This is a genomic window from Microbacterium sp. (genome assembly GCF_031178445.1).
In the GTDB taxonomy this organism is placed as follows: domain Bacteria; phylum Actinomycetota; class Actinomycetes; order Actinomycetales; family Microbacteriaceae; genus Microbacterium.
The window spans coordinates 131,386-153,206 of the sequence record NZ_JAPSIY010000004.1; the positions used below are offsets into that span (position 1 = coordinate 131,386).

The window sequence follows — 21,821 nt, forward strand, 5'->3', positions numbered from 1 at the left end:
CGGAGGATCAGCGCTCCCGTCGCACCCACGAGTTCGAGATGTCGATCGATAGGCTCTGCACATGACTGATGCGGCACGGCGTGCGGGACGCGCCACCACCCCGACGCTGCACGATGTGGCGAGGGCGGCCGGCGTCTCCCTGGCCACGGCATCCCGCGTGCTGAACGGCTCTGAGCGCAAGGTCGCCGACTCGTTCCGGGAGCGCGTCGAGGCGGCGGCGGCCGAGCTCGGCTACACCGCGAACCTCTCGGCGCAGGCCATCGCGCGCGGCACCTCGCAGGTCATCGCACTGCTGGTCGCCGATATCGCCGACCCCTACTTCGGCCTGATCGCCTCCGGCGTCGCGCGCGGCGCCGACGAGGACGGCCTGATCGTCACCGTCGCGATCACCGAACGCGAACCGCAGCGCGAGGCCCGCATCCTTCACGCGCTGCGCGGACAGCGACCCCGCGGTGTGATCCTCGCGGCATCCAGGTCGGAGGAGGGCGAGACCATGACCTCCGGCGAGCTGGCCGCCTTCCGCGCGCTCGGCGGACGAACGGTCACCTTCGGTCCAGGGGGTGACCGCAGCATACGCATCGACAACCGCGGAGGTGCCGAGCGGCTGGGGCGCGCCATGGCCGGGCTCGGTTACCGGCGCGCCGTGGCACTGGGAGCTGTCGAGGGTGTGCGCACCTCGGACGATCGCCTCGACGGCTTCACCGCCGGTTTCGAGTCGGGAGGGGGAGAAGTCGAGCGGGTGTACCGCGGCACCTTCGAGCGCGAGTCCGGCGCCGAGTCGATGGCGAGGGCGCTCGCCGACGGGATCGAGCCGGGCACTCTCGTCTTCGCGCTCAGCGATGTGGTCGCGATCGGCGCCATGACGGCCGTCCGCGACGCTGGCCGTGCGGTCGGCGCCGACATCGCGGTATGCGGCTTCGACGACGTGCCGGTCAGCCGTGACGTCACTCCGCAGCTCACCACCGTTCGCGTGCCGCTGAGCGATCTCGGGTACCAGGCGTTCCGGGCGACGGTCGATGCCGAGTGGCAGCAGGAACCGGCTGAACTCGAGGTGCTGCTGCGCGACAGCACGCCCGGCATCGCCCGATGAGGGTCGTCTTCGCGCCGGACAGCTTCAAGGGCACGGTCACGGCGGCCGATGCGGCCCTGGTGCTGGCGGATGCCTGGCGAACGGTCGATCCCGAGGCCGATGTCGTGCTGCGGCCGATGGCCGACGGCGGGGAGGGCACGGTCGCGGCGTTCGCGGCGGCGGTTCCCGGTGCGGAGCGGATGCCGATCGTGGTCGATGGTCCCGTCGGCAGCCCGGTCGAGACGTCGTGGCTGCTGCTGCCACCCTCCGACGGTGCCCCGCACGGCACGGGTGTGGTGGATCTGGCATCGACGTCGGGCATCGAGCTGCTCGACGAGCTGCGCCCGTTCGACGCCGACTCGACGGGGTTCGGCCAGGCGATCGCCGCCGCCCTCGATCACGGGGTGTCACGGCTGGTGCTCGGCATCGGATCGAGCGCATCGACCGATGGCGGCATCGGGATGCTGCGGGCCCTCGGCGCCCGTTTCGACGACGCGACCGGAATGCCCGTGGCGTCGGGAGCGCGGGGCCTCTCAGCGGTCGTGCACGTCGATCTCTCGCAGTTGCGCCCCGTGCCCGAGGCGCTGGTGCTCACCGATGTGACCAATCCGCTCATCGGGCCGCGAGGAGCCGCCGAAGTGTTCGGTCCCCAGAAGGGGCTCGCGGATGCCACTGACCGCGCGCTCGTCGATGCCGGCCTCGGGCGTCTCGCTCGACTGCTCGGACTGGATCCCACTGTGGCCGGCTCCGGCGCGGCGGGCGGCGTGGGCGGAGCTCTGGTCGCATGGGGCGCGAAGCTCCTGCCCGGCGCTGCGGAGGTGGCGCGGCTGATCGGACTCGGCGACGCCGTGGCCGCAGCAGACGTGGTGGTGACCGGCGAAGGGTCGTACGACGGTCAGTCGGGCGAAGGCAAGGTGCCGTCGTTCGTCGCGCAGCTGGCCGCCGAGGCCGGGGCACGCGCGGCGCTCGTCGCGGGACGCATCACCGCCGAGGCCGACACTCGGCCGTTCGCGGCATCCGCATCGCTCACCGACCTCGCCGGCTCGCCGGCATCCGCCCTGGCGGAGCCCGCACGCTGGCTGCACGAGGCGGGTATCAGGCTGGCGCGCCAGCTCGGCTGACCCCGGCCGCGCGTGGGACCGACGGCGCCGGCGGCAGGTGCTCCGCTCCCCGTCGGGTGCGTGCTCAGGCGTCCAGCGCCGCGGCGACCACCGACCTGGCCTCCTCCTGCACCTGCGCGAGATGGTCGGGCCCGAGCAGGCTCTCGGCATAGAGCTTGTAGACGTCCTCGGTGCCCGACGGGCGCGCCGCGAACCAGGCGTGCTCGGTCTGCACCTTCAGCCCCCCGATAGCCGCGCCGTTGCCGGGCGCGTGCGAGAGCTTCGTGGTGATCGGCTCGCCGGCCAGCTCCGTGGCGCCCACCGCATCCGGCGCGAGCCTGCCCAGCGTCGCCTTCTGATCCGGCGTCGCCGGCGCGTCGACCCGCTGATAGGCGGACGACCCGAAAGACTCCTCGAGCTCGCGGTAGCGCTCCGACGGCGTCTTGCCGGTGACCGCGATGATCTCGGCCGCGAGCAGGCACAGCAGGATGCCGTCCTTGTCGGTCGACCAGACGCTGCCGTCCATGCGCAGGAAGGAGGCGCCGGCGGACTCCTCGCCGCCGAACGCGACGGTGCCGTCGAGCAGGCCGGGAACGAACCACTTGAAGCCGACCGGTACCTCGAGCAGGCGGCGCCCCAGCGAGTCGGCGACCCGGTCGATGATCATCGACGACACCAGCGTCTTGCCGATCACGGCGTCCCGAGGCCAGTCCGCGCGGTGAGAGAAGAGATAGTCGATCGCCACGGCGAGGTAGTGGTTCGGGTTCATCAGGCCGGCGTCCGGCGTGACGATCCCATGCCGGTCGGCATCCGCGTCGTTGCCGGTGAGCACGTCGTAGTCGCCGCGCTTCGCGACGAGCGACGCCATGGCGCTGGGTGAGGACGGATCCATGCGGATCTTCTCATCCCAGTCGAGCGTCATGAAGCGCCAGGTCGGGTCGACCTCGGGGTTCACCACACGCAGGTCGAGCCCGTGCATCTCGGCGATCAGGGCCCAGTACTCCACGGATGCTCCGCCGAGCGGGTCGGCGCCGATGCGCACACCGGCACGCTTGATCGCGTCGATGTCGATGATCGACGGCAGATCGCGCACGTAGGCGTCACGGAAGTCGTACTCGCCGATGGAGTCGCCGTCGACGTCTGCGTAGCGGATGCGCTGTACGCCCTCCAGGCCCGCTTCGATGAGCGCGTTCGCGCGCTGCGCGATCCAGCCGGTGGCGTCGGTGTCGGCGGGACCGCCGTGCGGAGGGTTGTACTTGAAGCCGCCGTCGCGGGGCGGGTTGTGGCTCGGGGTGACGACGATGCCGTCGGCCCGACCCCGATCGGACGCGGCCCTGCCGCGGTTGTAGGTGAGGATGGCGTGGCTGAGGGCTGGTGTCGGCACCCAGGAGTCGCGGGAGTCGGTGCGCACGTCGACGCCGTTCGCGATCAGCACCTCGATGGCGCTGCGCTCGGCCGGCAACGACAGGGCGTGCGTGTCGCGACCGAGGAACAGAGGCCCCTCGATGCCCTGCTCGCGGCGGTAGTCGACGATGGCCTGGGTGGTGGCCAGGATGTGGTCCTCGTTGAAGCTCGATGACAGGGAGGAGCCTCGGTGGCCGCTCGTGCCGAAGGCGACGCGCTGGGTCGCGACCTGCGGGTCCGGATGCCGGTCGTAGTACGCCGCGATCAGCTCGTCGACGTCGATGAGGTCCTTTTCCTCCGCGGGGAGGCCAGCTCGGCTCGTCATGGGGATAGTCTGCCCCGCTGGGCGCCGGGATGCATCCTCGGTGTGCAACCGGCCTCCGGCGTCCGGCATCATCTGTAACCGAACAGGCACGGGAAGTCGGAGCGCGCGGGCCGCCAGTAGGCTTGCCGGGTGATCGAACGCCGCACCTACAGCTATCTGGGCCCTGCCGGAACCTTCACCGAGGCGGCGCTCGACCAGGTGCCCGAGGCGCGCGGGCATGAGTGGAAGCCCGTGCACAACGTCGGCGAGGCGCTCGCCGACGTGCTCGAGGGGCGCAGCGATGCGGCGATGATCGCGATCGAGAACTCGATAGAGGGAGGCGTGTCGACGACTCTCGACGCGCTGGCCACGAAACCGGGACTCCGCATCGTGGGCGAGTACCTGGTGAAGGTGAACTTCGTGCTGGTCGCGAATCCGGGCATCTCGCTCGATGACGTCACCGTGATCGCCGCACACCCCGTCGCCTACGCCCAGTGCCACAGCTGGCTCGGCGCGCATCTGCCTCGGCACGCGCACGTGCCCGCCGCGAGCAACGTGGCTTCCGCCCTCGGCATCCTCGACGGCACCCTGCCCGCGCAGGCCGCGATCGCGGCCCCCGGCATCGTGCAGCACCATGAGTTCGAGGTGCTCGCCGAGAACATCGGAGACAACGACAACGCCGTCACCCGCTTCGTGCTGGTGGCCCGCACCGTGGCGCCGGGGGAGCCGACCGGGGCCGACAAGACGTCCCTCATCGTCGAGCTGCCCGATGACCGGCCAGGCGCGCTGCTCGAGATGCTCGAGCAGTTCTCGACCCGCGGCATCAACCTGTCGCTCATCGAGTCCCGTCCGATCGGCGACGAGCTCGGCCGGTACCGGTTCGTGCTCGACGCCGACGGGCACATCCAGGACGAGCGGATGGCCGACGCCCTGCTCGGCATCCGTCGTTTCAGCCCCCGCGTGGTGTTCCTGGGCTCGTACCCTCGCGCCGACCGCCGCATCGTGCAGTACCCCGACCGCTACGCCGACGAGATCTTCGTCGAAGCGCGCGACTGGCTGCGCGGACTCATCGCCGGCGAGCCGGAAGAGGGCTGACGCCGGCGCGATCCGCGTCGGCGAGCCCCGGTGTCGACGGGGAAGGTCAATACCCCAACCTGGCCCGTAGATCATTGAGCGCTTGCGATGAGCGCAGCGCCGCGTCGGGTGCCACTGCCGACACCGCCTGCACGAGCACGTCACTGACGAGGACCCCCGGCATTCCCTCGGCGGTCAGGCCTGTCGGCGTGTGCGGTGCCCTCAGCACGACGTTCACCCGTGAGGCGAGCACCTCGTGCAGCTCATCGGTGATCAGCAGCGTGCTCGCGCCGACGAGCTGGGCCTGATCGAGCAACACCTCCATGTCGCGCGTGACACGGCCGGGCGCGAAGAGGACGAGCAGGTCTCGCGCTCCGAGAGCCAGCGCTTCGTCGGCGAGGCGGAAGCCGTCGGCGGTGAGGCGCCGTGTCGAGACGCCGATCCGCCGCAGCCGCAGCGCGATATGCTCGGCGGGCATTCCCGAGGCACCGAGGCCGTACGAGAAGACGGTGTCGGCGTGGACGATGAGGCCGACCGCCGCCTCGTACTCCGCATCGCTGTTCGTGCGACTCGCGAGGTCGATGAGCTCCTCGGCCTCGGCCCAGATCTCCCGCTGGATCTGAGCCAGATCACGGCCGAGGTGCTCCAGACGACTGCGCAGGCGCACGTCGGGGGCGACACTCGAACTGAACGGCGTCGCGACCTCCTGCTTCAGTTCCGACAGACCGGAGTAACCCAGGGTCTGCAGGGTGCGCACCACGGATGCGTTCGACGTGTTGCTCTGCGTTCCAAGGCTTGCCGCGCTTGAGTAGAGCATCCGCTCGGCCGACATCGCCATCAGCACGCGGCAGACTGCACGTTCCGACTTCGACAGTTCATTCCACCGTTCCGAGATGCGATCGCGGAGTCGAGTCAGCGCGAGATTGTCTGTATCGGTTGTTACAAATGAGTCCATTGATGTATCGTCTCTTCCCAGTGGAGGGAATCCGTAACGGATGTTCCACCATCATTCTCTGGGCCGCAGGGAATCGCAACCCTGTAACGCGGCCACGCCGTGAGACATCGAGGAGGATTTGATGGGCGATGTACGGCAGATCCGCGTGCTCGAGGTCAGCGGCAGCGCCCGCGAACGTGGTCGCCAGCACGGCGAGGGCGCCCGCGATCTCATCGCGGCCTCTCTCGCCTACTACGCCGAAGCGCTCACCCAGCAGACCGGACTGACCTGGAACCAGATCACCGACTCGGTGTCGAAGTGGCTTCCGATCTCCGAGCAGCTCGCGCCGCACCTCGTGGAAGAGATGCGCGGCATCGCCGAAGGGGCAGGCATTTCCTTCGCGGAGGTGCTCACACTCAACGTCCGCGGTGAGTTCGTCTACGACTCCCGAGTGTCGGGATCGTCCGCCCGGGATTCGGCACTCGAGCACGATGAGGAGCGGGACGCCGTCGACGGCTGCACCTCCTTCTTCCTCACCGGGGCGGCCAGTGGAACCGGCCATACGCTCGTCGGACAGAACTGGGATTGGCGGACCCTCACCGCCGACACGACGCTCGTCATCCGTATCGTGCAGGATCCGCTGCCCACCGTCGTCATGCAGGTAGAAGCAGGCCAGGTCGGAAGGCATGGCGCGAACTCGGCGGGAATCGCACTCAACGCCAACGGGCTGGGGGGCAGTTTCGGCGACACCATCGGACTGCCGCAGACCCTCATCCGGCGCCTCGTGCTCGATCAGTCGAACCTCGCCGGGGCGCTGAACACGCTCGTGAAGACGCGCCCGCACATCGCCAGCAACGCACTGCTCGCTCACAAGAGCGGCTACGCGATCGATGTCGAGACGACCCCTGACGGAGTGGATTGGATCTACCCCGACGATCACGGCGTCATCGCGCACGCGAACCATTTCCAGGCGTCCGTTCCGCCCCAGCTGGCGGGACGCTACCGGCCTGTCTCCGCCGACTCGCTGCTGCGTCTGCCGCGCGTGCGTGCCAGACTCGCGGAGGTCGCCGATGCGAAGGACGACGCCGAAAGCGTCGCTCGCGTCAAGGCAGCCATGTCCGACCACCTCGGCTACCCGGAGGGCGTCTGCACGCATCCCGATCCGGGCGCGCCGAGGCTGCGGCAGTGGTCGACCCTGCTGTCGAGCTGCGTCGACCTGACGACCGGCGTCTACCGGATCGCCGCCGGATTCCCGTGCGAGACCGACTACGAAGCACTGCCCTGGAGCCTGTATGACGGCCCGGGGGAGGCTCCGCGGAACCCCTGACTGTCAATCCCGAGAAGGAGGCGTTTCAATGAAGAAATCACAGCACCGCCGTCTGCCCCGCACCGCCCTGGGAGTCGCCGCCATCGCGGCGCTCGCGCTCACAGGCTGCGCGGCGGGCGGAGAACAGAACAAGCCCGAGGTCAAGCTCGACGCGCCCTTCGCGGCGGTGACGGCGAAGGCAGCGGGTCCCATCGAGTCGGTGACCTGGATGCTCGGCTCGGAGCCGACCACCATGGATGCCGACATCGATGCGACGACCGCCGACGACACGGTGCTCGCCAACACCTGCGATCGCCTGATGCAGGTGCAGCCCGACCTCACTCTCGGCCAGGGCATCGCGTCGAAGGCCGAGTGGATCGACGACACCCACGTCGTGTTCACGATTCGTCAGGATGCCGTGTTCCACGACGGCAGTCCTGTGACCACGGCCGACGTGCTGTGGAGCATGAACCGCCATGCGGCCGAAGGGGCTGCTGAGTCCGATGAGTACCAGAACGTGGTCTCGATGTCGCAGACCGCAGATGACCAGATCACCGTCACCACGACGCAGCCCGACGCGATCTTCCTGCAGGCGATGGCCGGTGACGGCGGGATCGTGTGGAACCCGCGGGTCATCGAGGCGGAAGGTGATGGTTTCGGAGGGCCCGCCTCGGCCTCCGCGTGCAGCGGTCCGTACCAGATCGAGTCGTGGGAGCCCGGTTCGCAGCTGACCATCACGAAGGTCGACGACTACTGGGACGCCGAGGTCGAGGCGCTCGCCGAGAAGGTCGTCTTCCGCTGGGCCGATGAGTCGGCCACCGTGAACAGCCTCACGACGGGAGAAGCGCACGGCGCCTACCTCGAGAACGCCGGTGCGGCCGTGACCTTCGCGGGCAGTGACAGCGTGTCGGTGTTCCAAGGGCCCTCGACGAACGCCTGGGTTCTGGAGACGACCGATCGCGGGGCCCTCACCGACGTGCGGCTGCGGCGGGCGCTCTCCCTCGCGCTCGACCGTGAGGGCATCTCGGCGGCCGCTTTCAGTGGCCTCGCTCAGCCGTGGAAGACGCCGGTCGGCGCGGGTGCCTGGGGCTACGAGGCGGATGAGTTCCAGGCGGCGTACGACGAACTCACCGGCGCACCGTCGAAGCCGAGCGCGAAGGACCTCGAGCAGGCGAAGAAGCTGGTGCAGGAGGCCGGCGTGCCGTCCGAACCGCTGATCGTCGCCTCGAACGGATCGTCCACGCACAACGTGATCGCAAACGCACTCGTCGCTGCGGCGAAGTCGATCGGACTGGACGCCGAGATCACCGTCGTGCCGGAGGCGCAGTACGGGGACTTCTACTCGGATGCCGAGCTGCGCGACAAGGCAGACCTGTGGCCCGACGAGTACTACATCTCGAAGAACGACCCGCTCGGGTTCTACAAGAACGGCAAGTCGGACGCGGGCGTGAACTTCGGCGTCTTCGCGGACCCGGAGTACGACGCGCTGGTGGCCGCCGGGTACGCGGCCACGGACGATGCCGAGCGCGCGGAGATCACCATCGATCTGCAGCGCCGCTGGGTCGAGGACGCCGTGTGGCTGCCGGTCGTGGCCACGCCATCGACCCTCATCATGGCGAACACCGTCACGGGCGTGCCGTCTTCAGCGGCATACATCTACTACCCGTGGGCGGTCGACCTGGGCAGCACGAAGGGCTGAGCGATGTTCCACGCGATCCGGAAGCTCGGCGGCATGGTCATCACGCTCGTCGTCGCGTCCTTCATCATCTTCGTCGCCATGTTCGCCGCGCCCGGAGACCCGGTCACCTTCCTGATCGGCAACCCCGAGAACATGACTCCGGAGCGGATCGCCAGCGTCCGGGCCCAGTACCATCTGGACGAGCCGATGCTCGCCCAGTACTGGCACTGGGCCGCGGGCGCGCTCACCGGCGACTTCGGCCAGTCGTTCCAGTATCACCAGCCTGTCAGCGCGATCCTTGCGGCGCGCATCCCCGTCACTCTCGCCCTCGTCGGATACGCGGCGGTCCTGCTGATCGTGATCGGCATCGGGCTGGGCGTGCTGGCAGCGGTGAAACGCGGACGCACCCCCGACACCTTGGTCGTGGGCGCCACCACTCTCGCCGCCAGCGTCCCCTCCTTCGTGGTCGGCATCGCGCTGGTCGCGCTCTTCGCCGTGCAGCTGCGGTGGTTTCCCGTTGCGGGCGCCGGCACGGGCGGACCGGATCGGCTGTATGCGCTGACGCTGCCTGCGGTGACTCTCGCCATCGGCGCGTTGGCGATCGTGAGCCGTGTGACCCGGCAATCGATGATCGAGCAGTTCTCGTCCGAGCACGTCGAGGCGGCGCGTGCCACCGGCCTTTCCGAGCGCTTCATCGTCCGCGATCACGTGCTTCGCGCGTCATGGGGGCCCATCATCACGATGGTCGCCCTCGTCATCGCGAGCATGATCGCGGGAACGGTCGCCGTCGAGACGGTGTTCGGCCTCTCGGGCGTCGGCTCGCTGTTGGTCGAGGCCATCAACACGCATGACTTCCCGGTGGTGCAGGCCGTGCTGCTGTTCATGGTGGTCGCCTACATGGTCGTGACCACGATCGTGGACCTGCTCCTGCCGGTCCTCGATCCGCGAATCAACCGAAGGGTGGTCTCGTCATGACCGTTCTGGTGCTTCCGCGACTGCGCGCGAGACAACGCCGTTCCGGCCCGGCCATCGGCTATTGGGTGGCGCTCGGCTTCCTCGTGCTGGCGGTCGTAGCAGCGCTGCTCGGCCCGGTGCTCGCCCCGCACGAATCCGACGAGATCGACTTCGGCGCAATCTGGTCGGGTCCGAGCGTCGCGCACCCGCTCGGCACCGACCAACTCGGGCGCGACCTCCTCTCCAGGCTCCTCGTCGGCACAGGCGAGACACTCGTCGGCCCTGTCCTGCTGCTGATCCTCGCTTCGCTGCTCGGCGTCGCGATCGGCGTGTTCGCCGCCTGGCACGGAGGATGGATCGACACGCTGCTCGCCCGCGTCACCGACGTGATGTTCGCCTTCCCCGGCCTTCTGTTCGTCGTCCTCGTCATCGCTGTCTTCGGCAAGGGGCCGGTCACCGCTGTGATCGCTCTGGCCCTCGCGTACGCTCCGGTGATCGCGAAGTACACGCGCAGTCTCGCGCTGAGCGAGATGGCGCGGCCGTACGTGGATGCCTACCGCGTGCAAGGGTTGGGCGGGCTGGCGATCTGCATCCGCGCCGTCATACCGAACCTCCTGCCCGCCCTGGTCGGCTATCTCGTTGTGCTGTTCGGTGAGGCGCTGATGAGCCTGGCGACGCTCAGCTACCTCGGATTCGGTGCGCAGCCGCCGAGCTCCGAGTGGGGGCTGATGGTGCAGGAAGGTCAGGCAGGGCTCGTGCAGGGGCACTTCCTTCCGACCCTCGTCCCCGGCGTCGCGATCGCCCTCGTGGTGGTCGCAGTGAACGTCGTCGGAGTCCGTATCGCCGACCGCCTGCTTGCGAAGGGATGAGCTGATGCTCCTGGACATCCACAACCTCCATCTGAGCTTCGCGGGCGACACGCCGACGCGGATCCTGCACGGGATCGACCTGCAGGTCGCGCCCGGCGAGATGGTCGGCCTCGTCGGCGAATCCGGCTCCGGCAAATCGACGACCGTCCGTGCCGCCCTGCGGCTGTACGGTGACGAGGCGGAGGTGACGGGAAGCATCCGGATCGAAGGCACCGAGATGGTCGGTGCCGACGCGGCGACTCTGCGGCGAACCCGCGCCTCGTCCGTGGCCCTGGTCCAGCAGGATCCCCGGGGGGCGCTGAACCCGGTGCGCCGGATCGGGGATTCACTCGCCGAACGGCTCGTGCGCGTCCACGGCATGCGACGCAGAGAAGCCGACCGGCGCATCCTCGATCTGCTCGCCGAGGTCGGGCTGACCCAGCCCGCCAGACGCATGCGGCAGTACCCGCACGAGTTGTCAGGCGGGATGCTGCAGCGCGTCGTGATCGCAGCTGCGCTCAGCACGGACCCGAAGCTGATCCTGGCGGACGAGGCCACGAGCGCACTGGACGTGACCACGCAGGCGGAGATCGTTGCGATCTTCCAGAGCCAGATGAGGGAGCGTGCACTCGGCATGTTGCTCATCACACACGATCTGCATCTCGCCGGAGCCATCTGCGACCGCGTGTACGTGCTGCGTTCCGGTGAGATCGTGGAGACTCTGGCAGGGCGCAATCTGTTCGACGCAGCCGAGCATCCGTACACCCGTGCACTCATCGACGCCGCACCGGCGCTGGAGCGGAGGACCGCATCATGAGCCTCGTCGAGGTAGAGAACCTGCACCGCGTCTTCCGCATGGGGCGCGGCGCCGATGACGTGACGGCCGTGAACCGGGCGAGCTTCCACATCGATGCCGGCGAGGCGCTCGGACTCGTCGGCGAGTCCGGATCCGGCAAGAGCACGATCGCCCGCATCCTCGTCGGTCTCGAGCGCGCCGATTCGGGCGCGGTGCGCATCGACGGCGTGGACCGGCTGCGACCGGTTCATGGGCGGCGGGCGAGGCTGGCGCGGGCGCAGGCTGCGCAGATGGTCTTTCAGGACCCGAACGGCTCACTCGACCGCCGGCTGTCGGTCACAGAATCGCTGCAGCGGGTGCTTCTCCTGCATCGTCGCGTCTCGGGACGCGTCGCCGCGCGTTCCGAGGCGCTAGCGCTCCTTGATCGCGTGCGACTGTCTGAACGGCACGCCGAGGCGAAGCCACACGAGCTGTCGGGAGGACAACGCCAGCGCGTCGCGATCGCCCGGGCGCTAGCCGTCTCGCCGAAGCTCGTGGTGCTCGACGAAGCGGTGTCCGCGCTGGACGTCTCCGTGCAGGCTCAGGTGCTGGACCTGCTCGGCGAGATCCAACGGGAGTCCGGAGTCGGCTACCTGTTCGTCAGCCACGACCTCGCCGTCGTGCAGGAGATCTGCCAGCGGGTGATCGTGCTGTTCCGAGGCGGCATCGTCGAGCGGGGGCAGACGCGGAAGGTGCTCGACGCGCCCGACCACCCGTACACCCAGCTGCTGCTGGCGTCGACCCCCGGTCCCGACTGGAAGCCGGAACGAGTTGCCCAGGCGAGGATGACGTTCACACAGCGCATGTCCGTCGTGACCGAGGCCTGATCCCCGCTCACCCGACCAGCAGCTCCAGGGACTGGGCGCGACCGGCGGCGGCGTCGAGCGGCTCGGAGTCGTAGGCCCCGGCGACAGGTGAGATCATCACTTCGTCGACGCCGTGCCTGGTGGCGAACTCAGCCACCGACGAACGCACGCCCGCCGCGCCGCCGACGAACCAGCGAGAGCGGATGCCGTCGATGAGCGTCCACTCCTCGGAATCGGCGGTGGCCTGCAGCCCCTGCTTCGCCTGCTCGACCGTCTCGAGCGCAGCGAGGGGCTGGTTGCGGCGCAGCCGCGCCATCATCCGCAGCTGCGGCAGCGCCCGCTCCTCCGCCTCCTCCGCCGTCGGGGCTGCGACCACATTGGCCGTGAGGAAGGTGCGCGGCTCCGAAAGGGTCTCGCTCGGACGGAACGCCGAACGGTAGAGGTCGAGGGCCCGCTCCAGCCCCTGCCCGGAGAAGTGGTTCGCGAAGACGTACGGCATGCCGAGCGACGCTGCCAGCTGCGCGGAATAGTCGCTCGAACCGAGCAACCAGATCTCCGGCACGGCGGATGCCGCGGGCGTGGCCAGCACCGCGTACTCCCCGCCGCTCGTGAACTGCACCGTCGCCCCTTCCGGGCGCAGCATCAGCGCGATGTCCTGCACATGCGAGGGGAAGCGCTCCACGTCGCCTGCAGTGCCTGTCGCGCGCAGCAGCTGCGTGATCACCGGGTCGCTGCCGGGCGCTCGTCCGATGCCCAGATCGATGCGGCCGGGGGCGATCGCCTCGAGCGCGGCGAACTGCTCGGCGACGATGAGAGGCGCGTGGTTGGGCAGCATCACCCCGCCCGACCCGACCCGGATGCGGGCGGTTCGCGCGGCCGCGGCCGCGATGAGCACCGGCGGGGCGGTCGATGCGACCGACGGCATGTTGTGATGCTCGGCGAACCAGTAGCGGCGGTAGCCGAGCTCGTCGGCCCGCTGGACGAGGTCGAGCGACGCTGCCACGGCCTGCGCGCTGGTCTGGCCGGTGCGCACGGGGACGAGGTCGAGTATGGAGAGTGCGGGAGAAGTCATCTTCAGGGGCAACCGCGGGTGCGCTTCGAGCATTCCGCGAGGGGCTTGACCGTCTCGGCTCGGGTGGCGTAGTCCAGGTGGCAGGAGACGTCATGTGGAGTTTCGAGGACCGCACGGACGCCGGATGGCAGCTCGCCAGGCGGCTGAGCCATCGTGCGCAGGAGGACGCCGTTGTGCTCGCGCTTCCGCGCGGCGGCGTTCCCGTCGCGGCCCCTGTCGCTCGCGCGCTGGCGGTGCCGCTGGACGTGCTGATCGTGCGCAAGGTGGGGGTCCCGGGTCACGAGGAGGTCGCGATGGCGGCGGTGGGGGAGGATGGCGCCGCCGTGCGGAACGAGGCCGTCGTCGACACGGCCGGCATCGACGAGCGGACGCTCGCCGCCGCGGAGGATCGCGAGCGAGCAGAGGTCGAGCGGCGATCGCGGATGCTGCGGGCAGGTCGGGAGGCCGAGCCGATCGAGGGCAGAACGGCGATCATCGTGGACGACGGGATCGCCACCGGCGCCAGCATCCGCGTCGCATGCGAGATCGCGCGCGCACGCGGCGCCGCGAGCATCGTCGTCGCCGTGCCCGTCGCACCTCCGGAGGTGATCGACGAGCTGCGCACGACGGCCGACGAGATCGTGGTGCTTACCGCCCCGAGCAGCTTCATGGCGGTCGGGATGCACTACATCGATTTCCGGCAGACGTCCGACGAGGAGGTCGTCCGGCTGCTCGCGGCCGCGGGCTGATGGGCACGGCGCGAGCTCAACGAAGCTGCGCAGTGCGGTGACCGCGGCGATGCGCCCACGGACGGGTGGGAGCCGGGCATTAACCTTTCCGCATGGACGCTGGGATCTTCGTCGTCATCGTCGGAGCGGTCGCCGTGGCGGCGGTGGCACGATCGAGGGGTTGGCCGGCACCGCTGCTCGTGACGGTCGTGGCGCTCGCGGCATCCTTCCTGCCCTTCATCCCCGACCTCGCGATCGACGGGCACGTCCTGCTCAACCTCGTGCTGCCGCCACTGCTGTACTCCGCGGCCCTGGACGTATCGTTCGTGAGCTTTCAGCGGAGCCTGCCGCAGATCCGCCGTCTCGGCATCGGCCTGGTTGTCGTCACCGCGGTGATCGTGGGACTGGTCGCCTGGTGGCTGATGCCGTCGCTCACGCTTCCGGGTGCGCTGCTGCTCGGAGCGATCGTCGCCCCGCCGGATGCGGTATCGGCCGCCGCGATCGGCCGCAGGCTCGGGCTGCCGCGGCGGGTGATGACAGTGCTGTCGGGTGAGAGCCTCATCAACGATGCCACGTCACTGACCATGTATCGCGTGTTCGCCGCGATCGTGGCCGGCTCCGCGGCGTTCGACCTCGGCGAGACCATCTGGCAGTTCGTGGTGGCCGTCATCGTGGGCGTGGTCGTGGGCATCCTCTTCGGCGCAGCGATGCATCAGCTGCGCATGCGCGTCAGCGACCCCGTGGTCCATGGCACGTTCGGGCTGCTCGCCCCTTTCGGCGCCTACGCGATCGCCGAGGCGCTGGGCGGCTCGGGCGTTCTCGCCGTGGTGGCGATGGGGCTCTTCGTCGGGTTCAACGCACCCCGCACGAGCTACACGACCCGTCAGCAGGAGGCGCCGCTGTGGCTCTCGGCGGACTTCCTGCTGGAGTCCTTCGTGTTCGCTTACATCGGTCTGCAGCTGCCGCGAGTCATCAGCGAACTGAACGACGGCGACGTCGGCCCGGTGCTGCTGCTGTCGGGGGTCGTGCTGCTGGTCGTGCTGGTGGTGCGGCCGCTGTTCGTCTACCCGGCCGGTGCATGGGGTCAGTGGTGGACGCGCATGCGTTTGCGCAAATGGGAGCGCATCCAGGCGCTGCACGGCCAGGCTACGGTGCAGACGAGGCGGGGTCGGCATCCGCTCACGGACGAGCAGCTGCGGCGCCGACTCGCCGAGACGAGCCTGTCGTGGCGCGACAACGCCGTCATCTCGTGGGCGGGCATGCGCGGAGTGGTCACGTTGGCGACGGCGCTGGCCGCCGCCGACCTCGCAGGGCTCGAGGAGGACGCGGCTCACGCCATCGTGGTCGTGGCGTTCGTGGTCACGGTGGGAACGCTGCTGCTGCAGGGGCTGACCCTTCCGTGGCTGATCCGTCGCCTCGACGTCGTGGACGATTCGGAGGCGCAGGAGGATGCCAGGCAGCTCGCCGCAGTGCGGGAGAGAAGCCGCGAGGCCGGCAAGGCGTACCTGCGCTCGATGCGCCGCGAGTGGGCGAGCGATCAGGGGGATGCTGCACTGCCGGCGTTCGACGCCTTCGCGAAGCGGCTGGTGAAGATCGAGTCGGATGCCGAGCGTGCTGATGCCGAGGCGCAGCCGCGACCGACCTACGAACAGCTCCTCACGCTGTCCAAGGGTTGGCTGGCGGTGCGCAGGCAGGTGCTCCTCGAGGAGCGCGATGCCGGCAACCTCAGTGAGGAGGTCATGCACGAGCTGATCACGGCGATGGATGCCGAGGAGCTCGCGCTCGACACCCGCGGCGCCACGCGTCCGCAGCCGCGGGCGTGAATCGGTCGCACACGATGAGGCTGTTCAAGGGGAGCGACAGAGCGCCCCGCCCCGGGAGGGGCGAGGCGCTCTGAATGAGGAACGGGGTCAGCGTGCGCCGACGGACTCCTTGCCGGCAGCACCGGGCTCGGCCTCCGGGCTCTCCGCAGCTGCGTCGGCGGCGGCATCCGCGTCATCGATGTCCTCGTCGGCGAACGGCAGGCCGCCTCGCGGAGCGTTGTACAGGTCCTCGTCGAGGATTCCCTCACGCTTGGCGACGATGGTCGGCACGAGCGCCTGCCCTGCGACGTTCACCGCGGTGCGTCCCATGTCGAGGATCGGGTCGATCGCGAGCAGCAGTCCGACGCCCTCGAGCGGCAGGCCCAGGGTCGACAGGGTCAGCGTGAGCATCACGGTGGCGCCCGTGGTGCCCGCGGTGGCCGCGGAGCCCAGCACCGAGACGACTACGATCAGCACGTACTGGATGAAGCTCAGCTCGATGCCGAAGAACTGGGCGACGAAGATCGCTGCGATGGCCGGGTAGATCGCGGCGCAGCCGTCCATCTTGGTGGTGGCGCCGAACGGCACGGCGAACGAGGCGTACGAGGCCGGCACGCCGAGGTTGCGCTCGGTGACGCGCTCGGTGAGCGGCAGGGTGCCGATCGACGAGCGACTGACGAAGGCGAGCTGCACGGCGGGCCAGACGCCCGAGAAGTACTGCTTGATCGAAAGTCCGTGGGTGCGAACCAGGATCGGGTACACGACGAAGATCACCAGAGCGAGGCCGATGTAGATCGCGCCGGCGAACCAGGCGAGGGAGGTGAGCTTGTCCCAGCCGTACTTGATGACCGCCGAGCCGATCAGGCCGAAGGTGCCGATCGGGGCGATGCGGATGATCCACCACAGCACGCGCTGGATGACCTTGAGCAGCGACTCGGTGAAGACGAGGAAGGGCTCGGCCTTCTTGCCCGCCTTGAGGGCGGCGATGCCGACGACGGCGGCGACGACGATGACCTGCAGGATGTTGAAGCTGACGCCGGTGGTGGCTGTGCCGGCTTCGAGGTCCAGAGACGTCGACGCGCCGATGCCGAGGAAGTTCTGCGGGATCAGGCCGAGCAGGAAGTTCCACCAGGTGCCGACGCTGTGCGGCTCACCGGTCTCGAGGCCCGCACCGGCCCGTGAGCCGGGCTGGATCACGAGACCCAGCACGATGCCGATCGTCACCGCGATGAATGCGGTGATCGCGAACCACAGCAGAGTCTGCCCCGCCAGGCGGGCGGCGTTCTGCACGCGGCGCAGGTTCGAGATGCTCGCCACGATCGCGGTGAAGATGAGCGGCACCACGGCGGCCTTCAGCAGCGTGACGTACGAACCGCCGATCGTGTCGAGGGTGTCCGACAGGACGGTCGGGTTGTCGGCGCTGGCGCCGAGGTTGCGTCCGATGACACCCACGGCGATGCCGAGGATCAGAGCTGCGATGATCTGGAACCCGAAGGAGGTCAGCAGCTTGCGGACCGGTCCTCGGGTGTCTGGCGCCTTCTGTGCGCGTGCGTTGGTGCTCACGGGATCTCCATGTCTTCCGCGCGCACGGTGCGCGCCATGGGAGTCAACGTTAGGAGCAGCCAGGAATTCCCGGGGCGGATATGACGAAGGATGACGGATGGGAGGAGACGTCGAAGTCGCCACTCAGGTCATGCGGTTCGGCTTCGATCGCGTGGATGCTGCTTCGCGGGCCAGGACCAGCAGATCGCCCACTTCGCACTCGAGCGCCTCGCACACAGCGCGCAGTGTGGAGTATCGGATCGCTCTCGCCCTGTCGTTCTTCAGCACCGACAGGTTCACGATGCTCACCCCGACGCGCGCACTGAGCTCGGTCAGCGTCATTCCGCGCTCCGCGAGCAGCTCGTCGAGCCGGCAGTGGATGCCCGTGAACTCCTCGTCCGCATCCGCGGGGCTCATACCAATCCCTCCGTCTCGCGCTGCAACACCGAACCACGACGGAACGCGTAGGCGATGAGTCCGAGCGCGCCGACGATCGCGAAGCCCATCCAGTAGCTCAGCGGCGTCCAGCTCCCGATCTCTCCGAACCCCGCCGCCGACCGCACGCTGCGAGCGATCGCGCTGTCGAGCAGATAGCAGCCAGTGGTTCCGAGCAGCACGACAGCCGAGATCGCGGCCAGCAGGCGGTTCGACCTGCGCGAGAACGGCCGGCCGCGGGAGATTTCGAGTGCGAGCGCGAGATACAGGATCACGACGGCGATGCCCGCGAAGGCGGCGAGCAGGATAGTTCCGACGGCCAGCGCCGCGAGGCCGGCATTCGCGCTCGGTACTGTCACGATCGCCTGCGTCACTTGCAAGGCTGCGCCGGAAGGAGAGGTTGGGGCGCCATGCTCCGCGGGGATCGGCACCTCAAGCGCGAGCCCATCGGCGGTGAACGCCGTCAGGAACCGGTTCGCCGCGACGAACGCGATGCCGACGATCGTGAACACGGCGACGATGATCGTGCCGATGAGCTGTCCGCTGGTGAGTCTGTCACGGGCTTTCACGTTCATCACACCAGTCCTTCCGTCTCGCGCTGCAGGCGCGTGCCCCAGGTGAACGCCATCGCCACGAGGGCGAGGGCGAAGCCCCATCCGAGGGGAGCCAGATCGAGATCGAGCGAGAAGGCGGCGAAGGAGTCGTAGACGCCATCGTCGGATGCCGCCAGCCGGTCGACGATCATCGCGCGGGCGATGGCCCCGAAGATCTGACTGAACAATCCGCCCGCCGCCACGAGGCATGCCGCTATGCCGATGGTCGTCGACATGGTCTTGCGGAACGGACGCCCGCGGATCAGCGAGACTCCGAGCCGCCAGGCGACCGCGCACACCCCCACCGTCGCGAGCGCGGGCAGCGCGCCCTCCAGCAGCAGCATCCATCTGGCACCGGCCGAGAGGGCTTCGAAGGTGACCTCCGCTTGTGAGTACGCGGCGGAGTCGACCCCGTCGAGCGCAGCGAGCGGTGCGGCTGCGCCGCCATCGACCGGCATCCGCACCGCCACGTCCGCGCCGAAGACCTCGAGGGCGCCTCTGACCACGGCCACCAGCGCGGCGACGGCGACGCTCACCGCGCCCGTCGCAATCAGGCCGAGGCCGAAGCCGTCGGCGCGGGACAGGGGAGAGGCACCGTTCATGATCGTTCTGCTCGCTTCCATATCGACAGTCGTTGTTATCGCTTTTCGTTAACATAACGACAGTCGATAAGGGCGTCAACGGCAGATCCGCTTGCAGGGCCGATCTCGCGCACTGCCCGGAAATCAACCCCGCTATGCCGAGGGCGAACACGGCCTTGCCGCATCCGCTCGCTCGTTACGCTCGATGTACAAGGCGCTACCGCCGCTTCGCCGCGTGCGAAAGGAAGTCACAGCATGTTCGAGAGATTCACGGACCGAGCCCGTCGAGTGGTCGTCCTCGCCCAAGAAGAGGCGAAGATGCTCAACCACAACTACATCGGCACCGAGCACATCCTGCTCGGCCTCATCCACGAGGGCGAGGGCGTCGCCGCCAAGGCGCTCGAGAGTCTGGGCATCTCCCTCGACGCAGTGCGCGAGCAGGTGCAGGACATCATCGGTCAGGGTCAGCAGCAGCCGACCGGCCACATCCCCTTCACCCCGCGCGCCAAGAAGGTGCTCGAGCTGTCGCTGCGTGAGGCGCTGCAGCTCGGCCACAACTACATCGGCACCGAGCACATCCTGCTCGGTCTGATCCGCGAGGGCGAAGGCGTCGCCGCCCAGGTGCTCGTCAAGCTCGGCGCCGACCTGAACAAGGTGCGCCAGCAGGTCATCCAGCTGCTCTCCGGGGCACCCGGTCGCGAGCCCGCGGCCGTCGGGGCGACCGCCAACGAGAACCAGCAGTCCGCGCAGGGTGGCTCGCAGGTACTCGATCAGTTCGGCCGCAACCTCACCCAGGCCGCGCGCGAGAACAAGCTCGACCCGGTCATCGGCCGCGAGAAGGAGGCCGAGCGGGTCATGCAGATCCTCTCGCGCCGCTCCAAGAACAACCCCGTCCTCATCGGCGAGCCCGGCGTCGGCAAGACCGCCGTCGTCGAGGGCCTCGCGCAGGCGATCGTCAAGGGCGACGTGCCCGAGACGCTGAAGGACAAGCAGCTGTACTCGCTCGACCTCGGCTCGCTGATCGCCGGCTCCCGCTACCGCGGAGACTTCGAGGAGCGTCTGAAGAAGGTCACCAAGGAGATCCGCACCCGCGGCGACATCATCGTCTTCATCGATGAGATCCACACCCTGGTGGGTGCGGGCGCTGCCGAGGGCGCGATCGACGCCGCCAGCATCCTGAAGCCGCTGCTCGCCCGCGGCGAGCTGCAGACCATCGGCGCGACCACGCTCGACGAGTACCGCAAGTACTTCGAGAAGGATGCCGCGCTCGAGCGCCGCTTCCAGCCGGTGCAGGTCAACGAGCCCACGCTGCCGCACGCCATCAACATCCTGAAGGGCCTGCGCGACCGCTACGAGGCGCACCACAAGGTGCAGATCACCGATGGCGCGATCGTGGCCGCTGCGAACCTCGCCGACCGCTACGTCTCGGACCGCTTCCTGCCGGACAAGGCGATCGACCTGATCGACGAGGCCGGTGCGCGACTGCGCCTGAGCATCCTGTCCTCCCCGCCTGAGCTGCGCGAGTTCGACGAGCGCATCGCCAACGTGCGCGAGCAGAAGGAGACAGCCAGCGAGGAGCAGGACTTCGAGCGGGCAGCCGCGCTGCGCGACCAGGAGAAGGAGCTGCTCGGCGAGCGGCTGCGCTTGGAGAAGCAGTGGCGCGCGGGCGACGTGCAGTCGCACGCCGTGGTCGACGAGGGCCTGATCGCCGAGGTGCTCGCCCAGGCGACCGGGATCCCGGTGTTCAAGCTCACCGAGGAGGAGTCCAGCCGTCTGGTCTTCATGGAGAAGGCGCTGCACCAGCGCGTCGTCGGCCAGGAAGAGGCCATCGCCGCCCTGTCGCGCACGATCCGTCGTCAGCGCGCCGGTCTCAAGGACCCGAAGCGCCCCTCGGGCTCGTTCATCTTCGCCGGTCCCACCGGCGTGGGAAAGACCGAGCTCGCCAAGGCGCTCGCGGAGTTCCTCTTCGATGACGAGGGCGCACTGATCTCGCTCGACATGTCGGAGTTCGGCGAGAAGCACACCGTCTCGCGTCTGTTCGGAGCCCCTCCCGGGTTCGTCGGCTTCGAAGAGGGCGGACAGCTCACTGAGAAGGTGCGCCGCAAGCCGTTCTCCGTGGTGCTGTTCGACGAGATCGAGAAGGCGCACCCCGACATCTTCAACTCGCTGCTGCAGATCCTCGAGGAGGGTCGTCTGACCGACGGTCAGGGACGCATCGTCGACTTCAAGAACACCGTGATCATCATGACGACCAACCTCGGTTCGTCGGCGATCGCGGGCGGTCCGGTCGGCTTCCAGATCGAGGGCAACGCGCAGACCACCTACGAGCGGATGAAGGGCAAGGTCGACGAGGAGCTCAAGCGCCACTTCAAGCCCGAGTTCCTCAACCGCGTCGACGACATCATCGTCTTCCCGCAGCTCAACAAGGACGAGCTGCGTCAGATCGTGGGTCTGTTCACCAAGCAGCTCGGGGATCGCCTGCTCGATCGCGACATGACGGTGGAGCTGTCGGATGCCGCCAAGGACGAGCTGATCGAGATCGGCTTCGACCCGGCTCTCGGCGCCCGGCCGCTGCGCCGCGCCATGCAGCGTGAGATCGAGGACCAGCTCTCGGAGCGCATCCTGCACGGTCAGCTGAACGCCGGCGACCATGTGAAGGTCGACGTCGTGGACGGCAAGTTCGATTTCCAGCACGCTCCGCGCGGCGAGAAGGTCTCGGTGGGCGTGAACACGGGTGGCGGCATCTCCGCCACGCCGGATCTCGCCGCCGGCTGAAC

At 68.8% G+C, this 21,821-nt stretch carries 19 protein-coding genes; 12 read left to right on the forward strand and 7 right to left on the reverse strand.

The features are described 5' to 3' along the window. Nucleotides 1-61 precede the first annotated feature (61 nt). Nucleotides 62-1,090 (forward strand): LacI family DNA-binding transcriptional regulator, encoded by a 1,029-nt coding sequence (locus RIN43_RS07315; protein ID WP_309128244.1) that lies wholly within the window; start codon nt 62-64, stop codon nt 1,088-1,090. After that, nucleotides 1,087-2,190: a glycerate kinase gene (locus RIN43_RS07320; RefSeq protein WP_309128245.1), complete on the forward strand. Its 1,104-nt coding sequence runs from the start codon at nt 1,087-1,089 to the stop codon at nt 2,188-2,190. The genes RIN43_RS07315 and RIN43_RS07320 overlap by 4 nt, the downstream gene beginning before the upstream one ends. A gap of 64 nt (nt 2,191-2,254) precedes the next feature. Here the strand turns inward: RIN43_RS07320 and pgm are convergent, their stop codons facing one another. Beyond that, complete coding sequence (gene pgm / locus RIN43_RS07325; protein WP_309128246.1) at nt 2,255-3,898, reverse strand: phosphoglucomutase (alpha-D-glucose-1,6-bisphosphate-dependent); 1,644 nt, start codon at nt 3,896-3,898, stop codon at nt 2,255-2,257. Between the two features lie 129 nt (nt 3,899-4,027). Between pgm and pheA the strand changes: the two genes are divergently transcribed. Further along, nucleotides 4,028-4,972, forward strand: a complete 945-nt coding sequence (gene pheA, locus RIN43_RS07330; RefSeq protein WP_309128247.1) for a prephenate dehydratase — start codon at nt 4,028-4,030, stop codon at nt 4,970-4,972. 46 nt (nt 4,973-5,018) lie between these two features. Here the strand turns inward: pheA and RIN43_RS07335 are convergent, their stop codons facing one another. Continuing rightward, on the reverse strand, nt 5,019-5,906 hold the full coding sequence (locus RIN43_RS07335) for a MurR/RpiR family transcriptional regulator (RefSeq protein WP_309128248.1): 888 nt from the start codon (nt 5,904-5,906) through the stop codon (nt 5,019-5,021). 121 nt (nt 5,907-6,027) lie between these two features. Between RIN43_RS07335 and RIN43_RS07340 the strand changes: the two genes are divergently transcribed. From RIN43_RS07340 to RIN43_RS07365, 6 genes are read left to right on the forward strand one after another with little or no spacing between them, the layout of a single operon-like run. Further along, complete coding sequence (locus tag RIN43_RS07340; protein WP_309128249.1) at nt 6,028-7,212, forward strand: C45 family peptidase; 1,185 nt, start codon at nt 6,028-6,030, stop codon at nt 7,210-7,212. A 28-nt stretch (nt 7,213-7,240) separates the two neighbouring features. Beyond that, complete coding sequence (locus RIN43_RS07345; RefSeq protein ID WP_309128250.1) at nt 7,241-8,890, forward strand: ABC transporter substrate-binding protein; 1,650 nt, start codon at nt 7,241-7,243, stop codon at nt 8,888-8,890. 3 nt (nt 8,891-8,893) lie between these two features. Further along, nucleotides 8,894-9,844 (forward strand): ABC transporter permease, encoded by a 951-nt coding sequence (locus RIN43_RS07350; RefSeq protein WP_309128251.1) that lies wholly within the window; start codon nt 8,894-8,896, stop codon nt 9,842-9,844. Further along, nucleotides 9,841-10,692: an ABC transporter permease gene (locus tag RIN43_RS07355; RefSeq protein WP_309128252.1), complete on the forward strand. Its 852-nt coding sequence runs from the start codon at nt 9,841-9,843 to the stop codon at nt 10,690-10,692. The genes RIN43_RS07350 and RIN43_RS07355 overlap by 4 nt, the downstream gene beginning before the upstream one ends. Nucleotides 10,693-10,696: 4 nt before the next feature. Next, nucleotides 10,697-11,488 (forward strand): ABC transporter ATP-binding protein, encoded by a 792-nt coding sequence (locus RIN43_RS07360; RefSeq protein ID WP_309128253.1) that lies wholly within the window; start codon nt 10,697-10,699, stop codon nt 11,486-11,488. Next, nucleotides 11,485-12,333 carry an ABC transporter ATP-binding protein gene (locus tag RIN43_RS07365; protein WP_309128254.1) on the forward strand — a complete coding sequence of 283 codons (849 nt, stop codon included), beginning with the start codon at nt 11,485-11,487 and terminating at the stop codon, nt 12,331-12,333. Before RIN43_RS07360 ends, RIN43_RS07365 begins: the two co-directional genes overlap by 4 nt. Nucleotides 12,334-12,340: 7 nt before the next feature. Here RIN43_RS07365 and RIN43_RS07370 read toward each other — a convergent pair whose 3' ends face one another. Then, nucleotides 12,341-13,384, reverse strand: coding sequence for an LLM class flavin-dependent oxidoreductase (locus RIN43_RS07370; protein WP_309128255.1), 1,044 nt, complete (start codon nt 13,382-13,384; stop codon nt 12,341-12,343). 92 nt (nt 13,385-13,476) lie between these two features. Between RIN43_RS07370 and RIN43_RS07375 the strand changes: the two genes are divergently transcribed. Beyond that, nucleotides 13,477-14,112, forward strand: a complete 636-nt coding sequence (locus RIN43_RS07375; protein ID WP_309128256.1) for a phosphoribosyltransferase family protein — start codon at nt 13,477-13,479, stop codon at nt 14,110-14,112. 92 nt (nt 14,113-14,204) lie between these two features. Beyond that, nucleotides 14,205-15,914, forward strand: coding sequence for a sodium:proton antiporter (locus tag RIN43_RS07380; protein ID WP_309128257.1), 1,710 nt, complete (start codon nt 14,205-14,207; stop codon nt 15,912-15,914). Nucleotides 15,915-16,001: 87 nt separating this feature from the next. On the opposite strand, the gene RIN43_RS07385 is transcribed toward RIN43_RS07380, so the two are convergent. The 4 genes from RIN43_RS07385 to RIN43_RS07400 all read right to left on the reverse strand — a co-directional run bounded on the left by RIN43_RS07385 (nt 16,002) and on the right by RIN43_RS07400 (nt 19,065). Then, entirely contained in the window at nt 16,002-17,456 is a 1,455-nt protein-coding gene (locus RIN43_RS07385; RefSeq protein WP_375163721.1) for a dicarboxylate/amino acid:cation symporter, read from the reverse strand. Nucleotides 17,457-17,579: 123 nt separating this feature from the next. Next, nucleotides 17,580-17,852 (reverse strand): helix-turn-helix transcriptional regulator, encoded by a 273-nt coding sequence (locus tag RIN43_RS07390; protein WP_309128258.1) that lies wholly within the window; start codon nt 17,850-17,852, stop codon nt 17,580-17,582. After that, nucleotides 17,849-18,445 carry a hypothetical protein gene (locus tag RIN43_RS07395; RefSeq protein ID WP_309128259.1) on the reverse strand — a complete coding sequence of 199 codons (597 nt, stop codon included), beginning with the start codon at nt 18,443-18,445 and terminating at the stop codon, nt 17,849-17,851. Before RIN43_RS07395 ends, RIN43_RS07390 begins: the two co-directional genes overlap by 4 nt. Further along, nucleotides 18,445-19,065 (reverse strand): hypothetical protein, encoded by a 621-nt coding sequence (locus RIN43_RS07400; RefSeq protein ID WP_309128260.1) that lies wholly within the window; start codon nt 19,063-19,065, stop codon nt 18,445-18,447. Before RIN43_RS07400 ends, RIN43_RS07395 begins: the two co-directional genes overlap by 1 nt. Before the next feature lie 234 nt (nt 19,066-19,299). Here RIN43_RS07400 and RIN43_RS07405 point away from each other — a divergent pair, with 234 nt between their 5' ends. Further along, nucleotides 19,300-21,819: an ATP-dependent Clp protease ATP-binding subunit gene (locus RIN43_RS07405; RefSeq protein WP_309128261.1), complete on the forward strand. Its 2,520-nt coding sequence runs from the start codon at nt 19,300-19,302 to the stop codon at nt 21,817-21,819. The last annotated feature ends 2 nt before the right edge of the window (nt 21,820-21,821 follow it).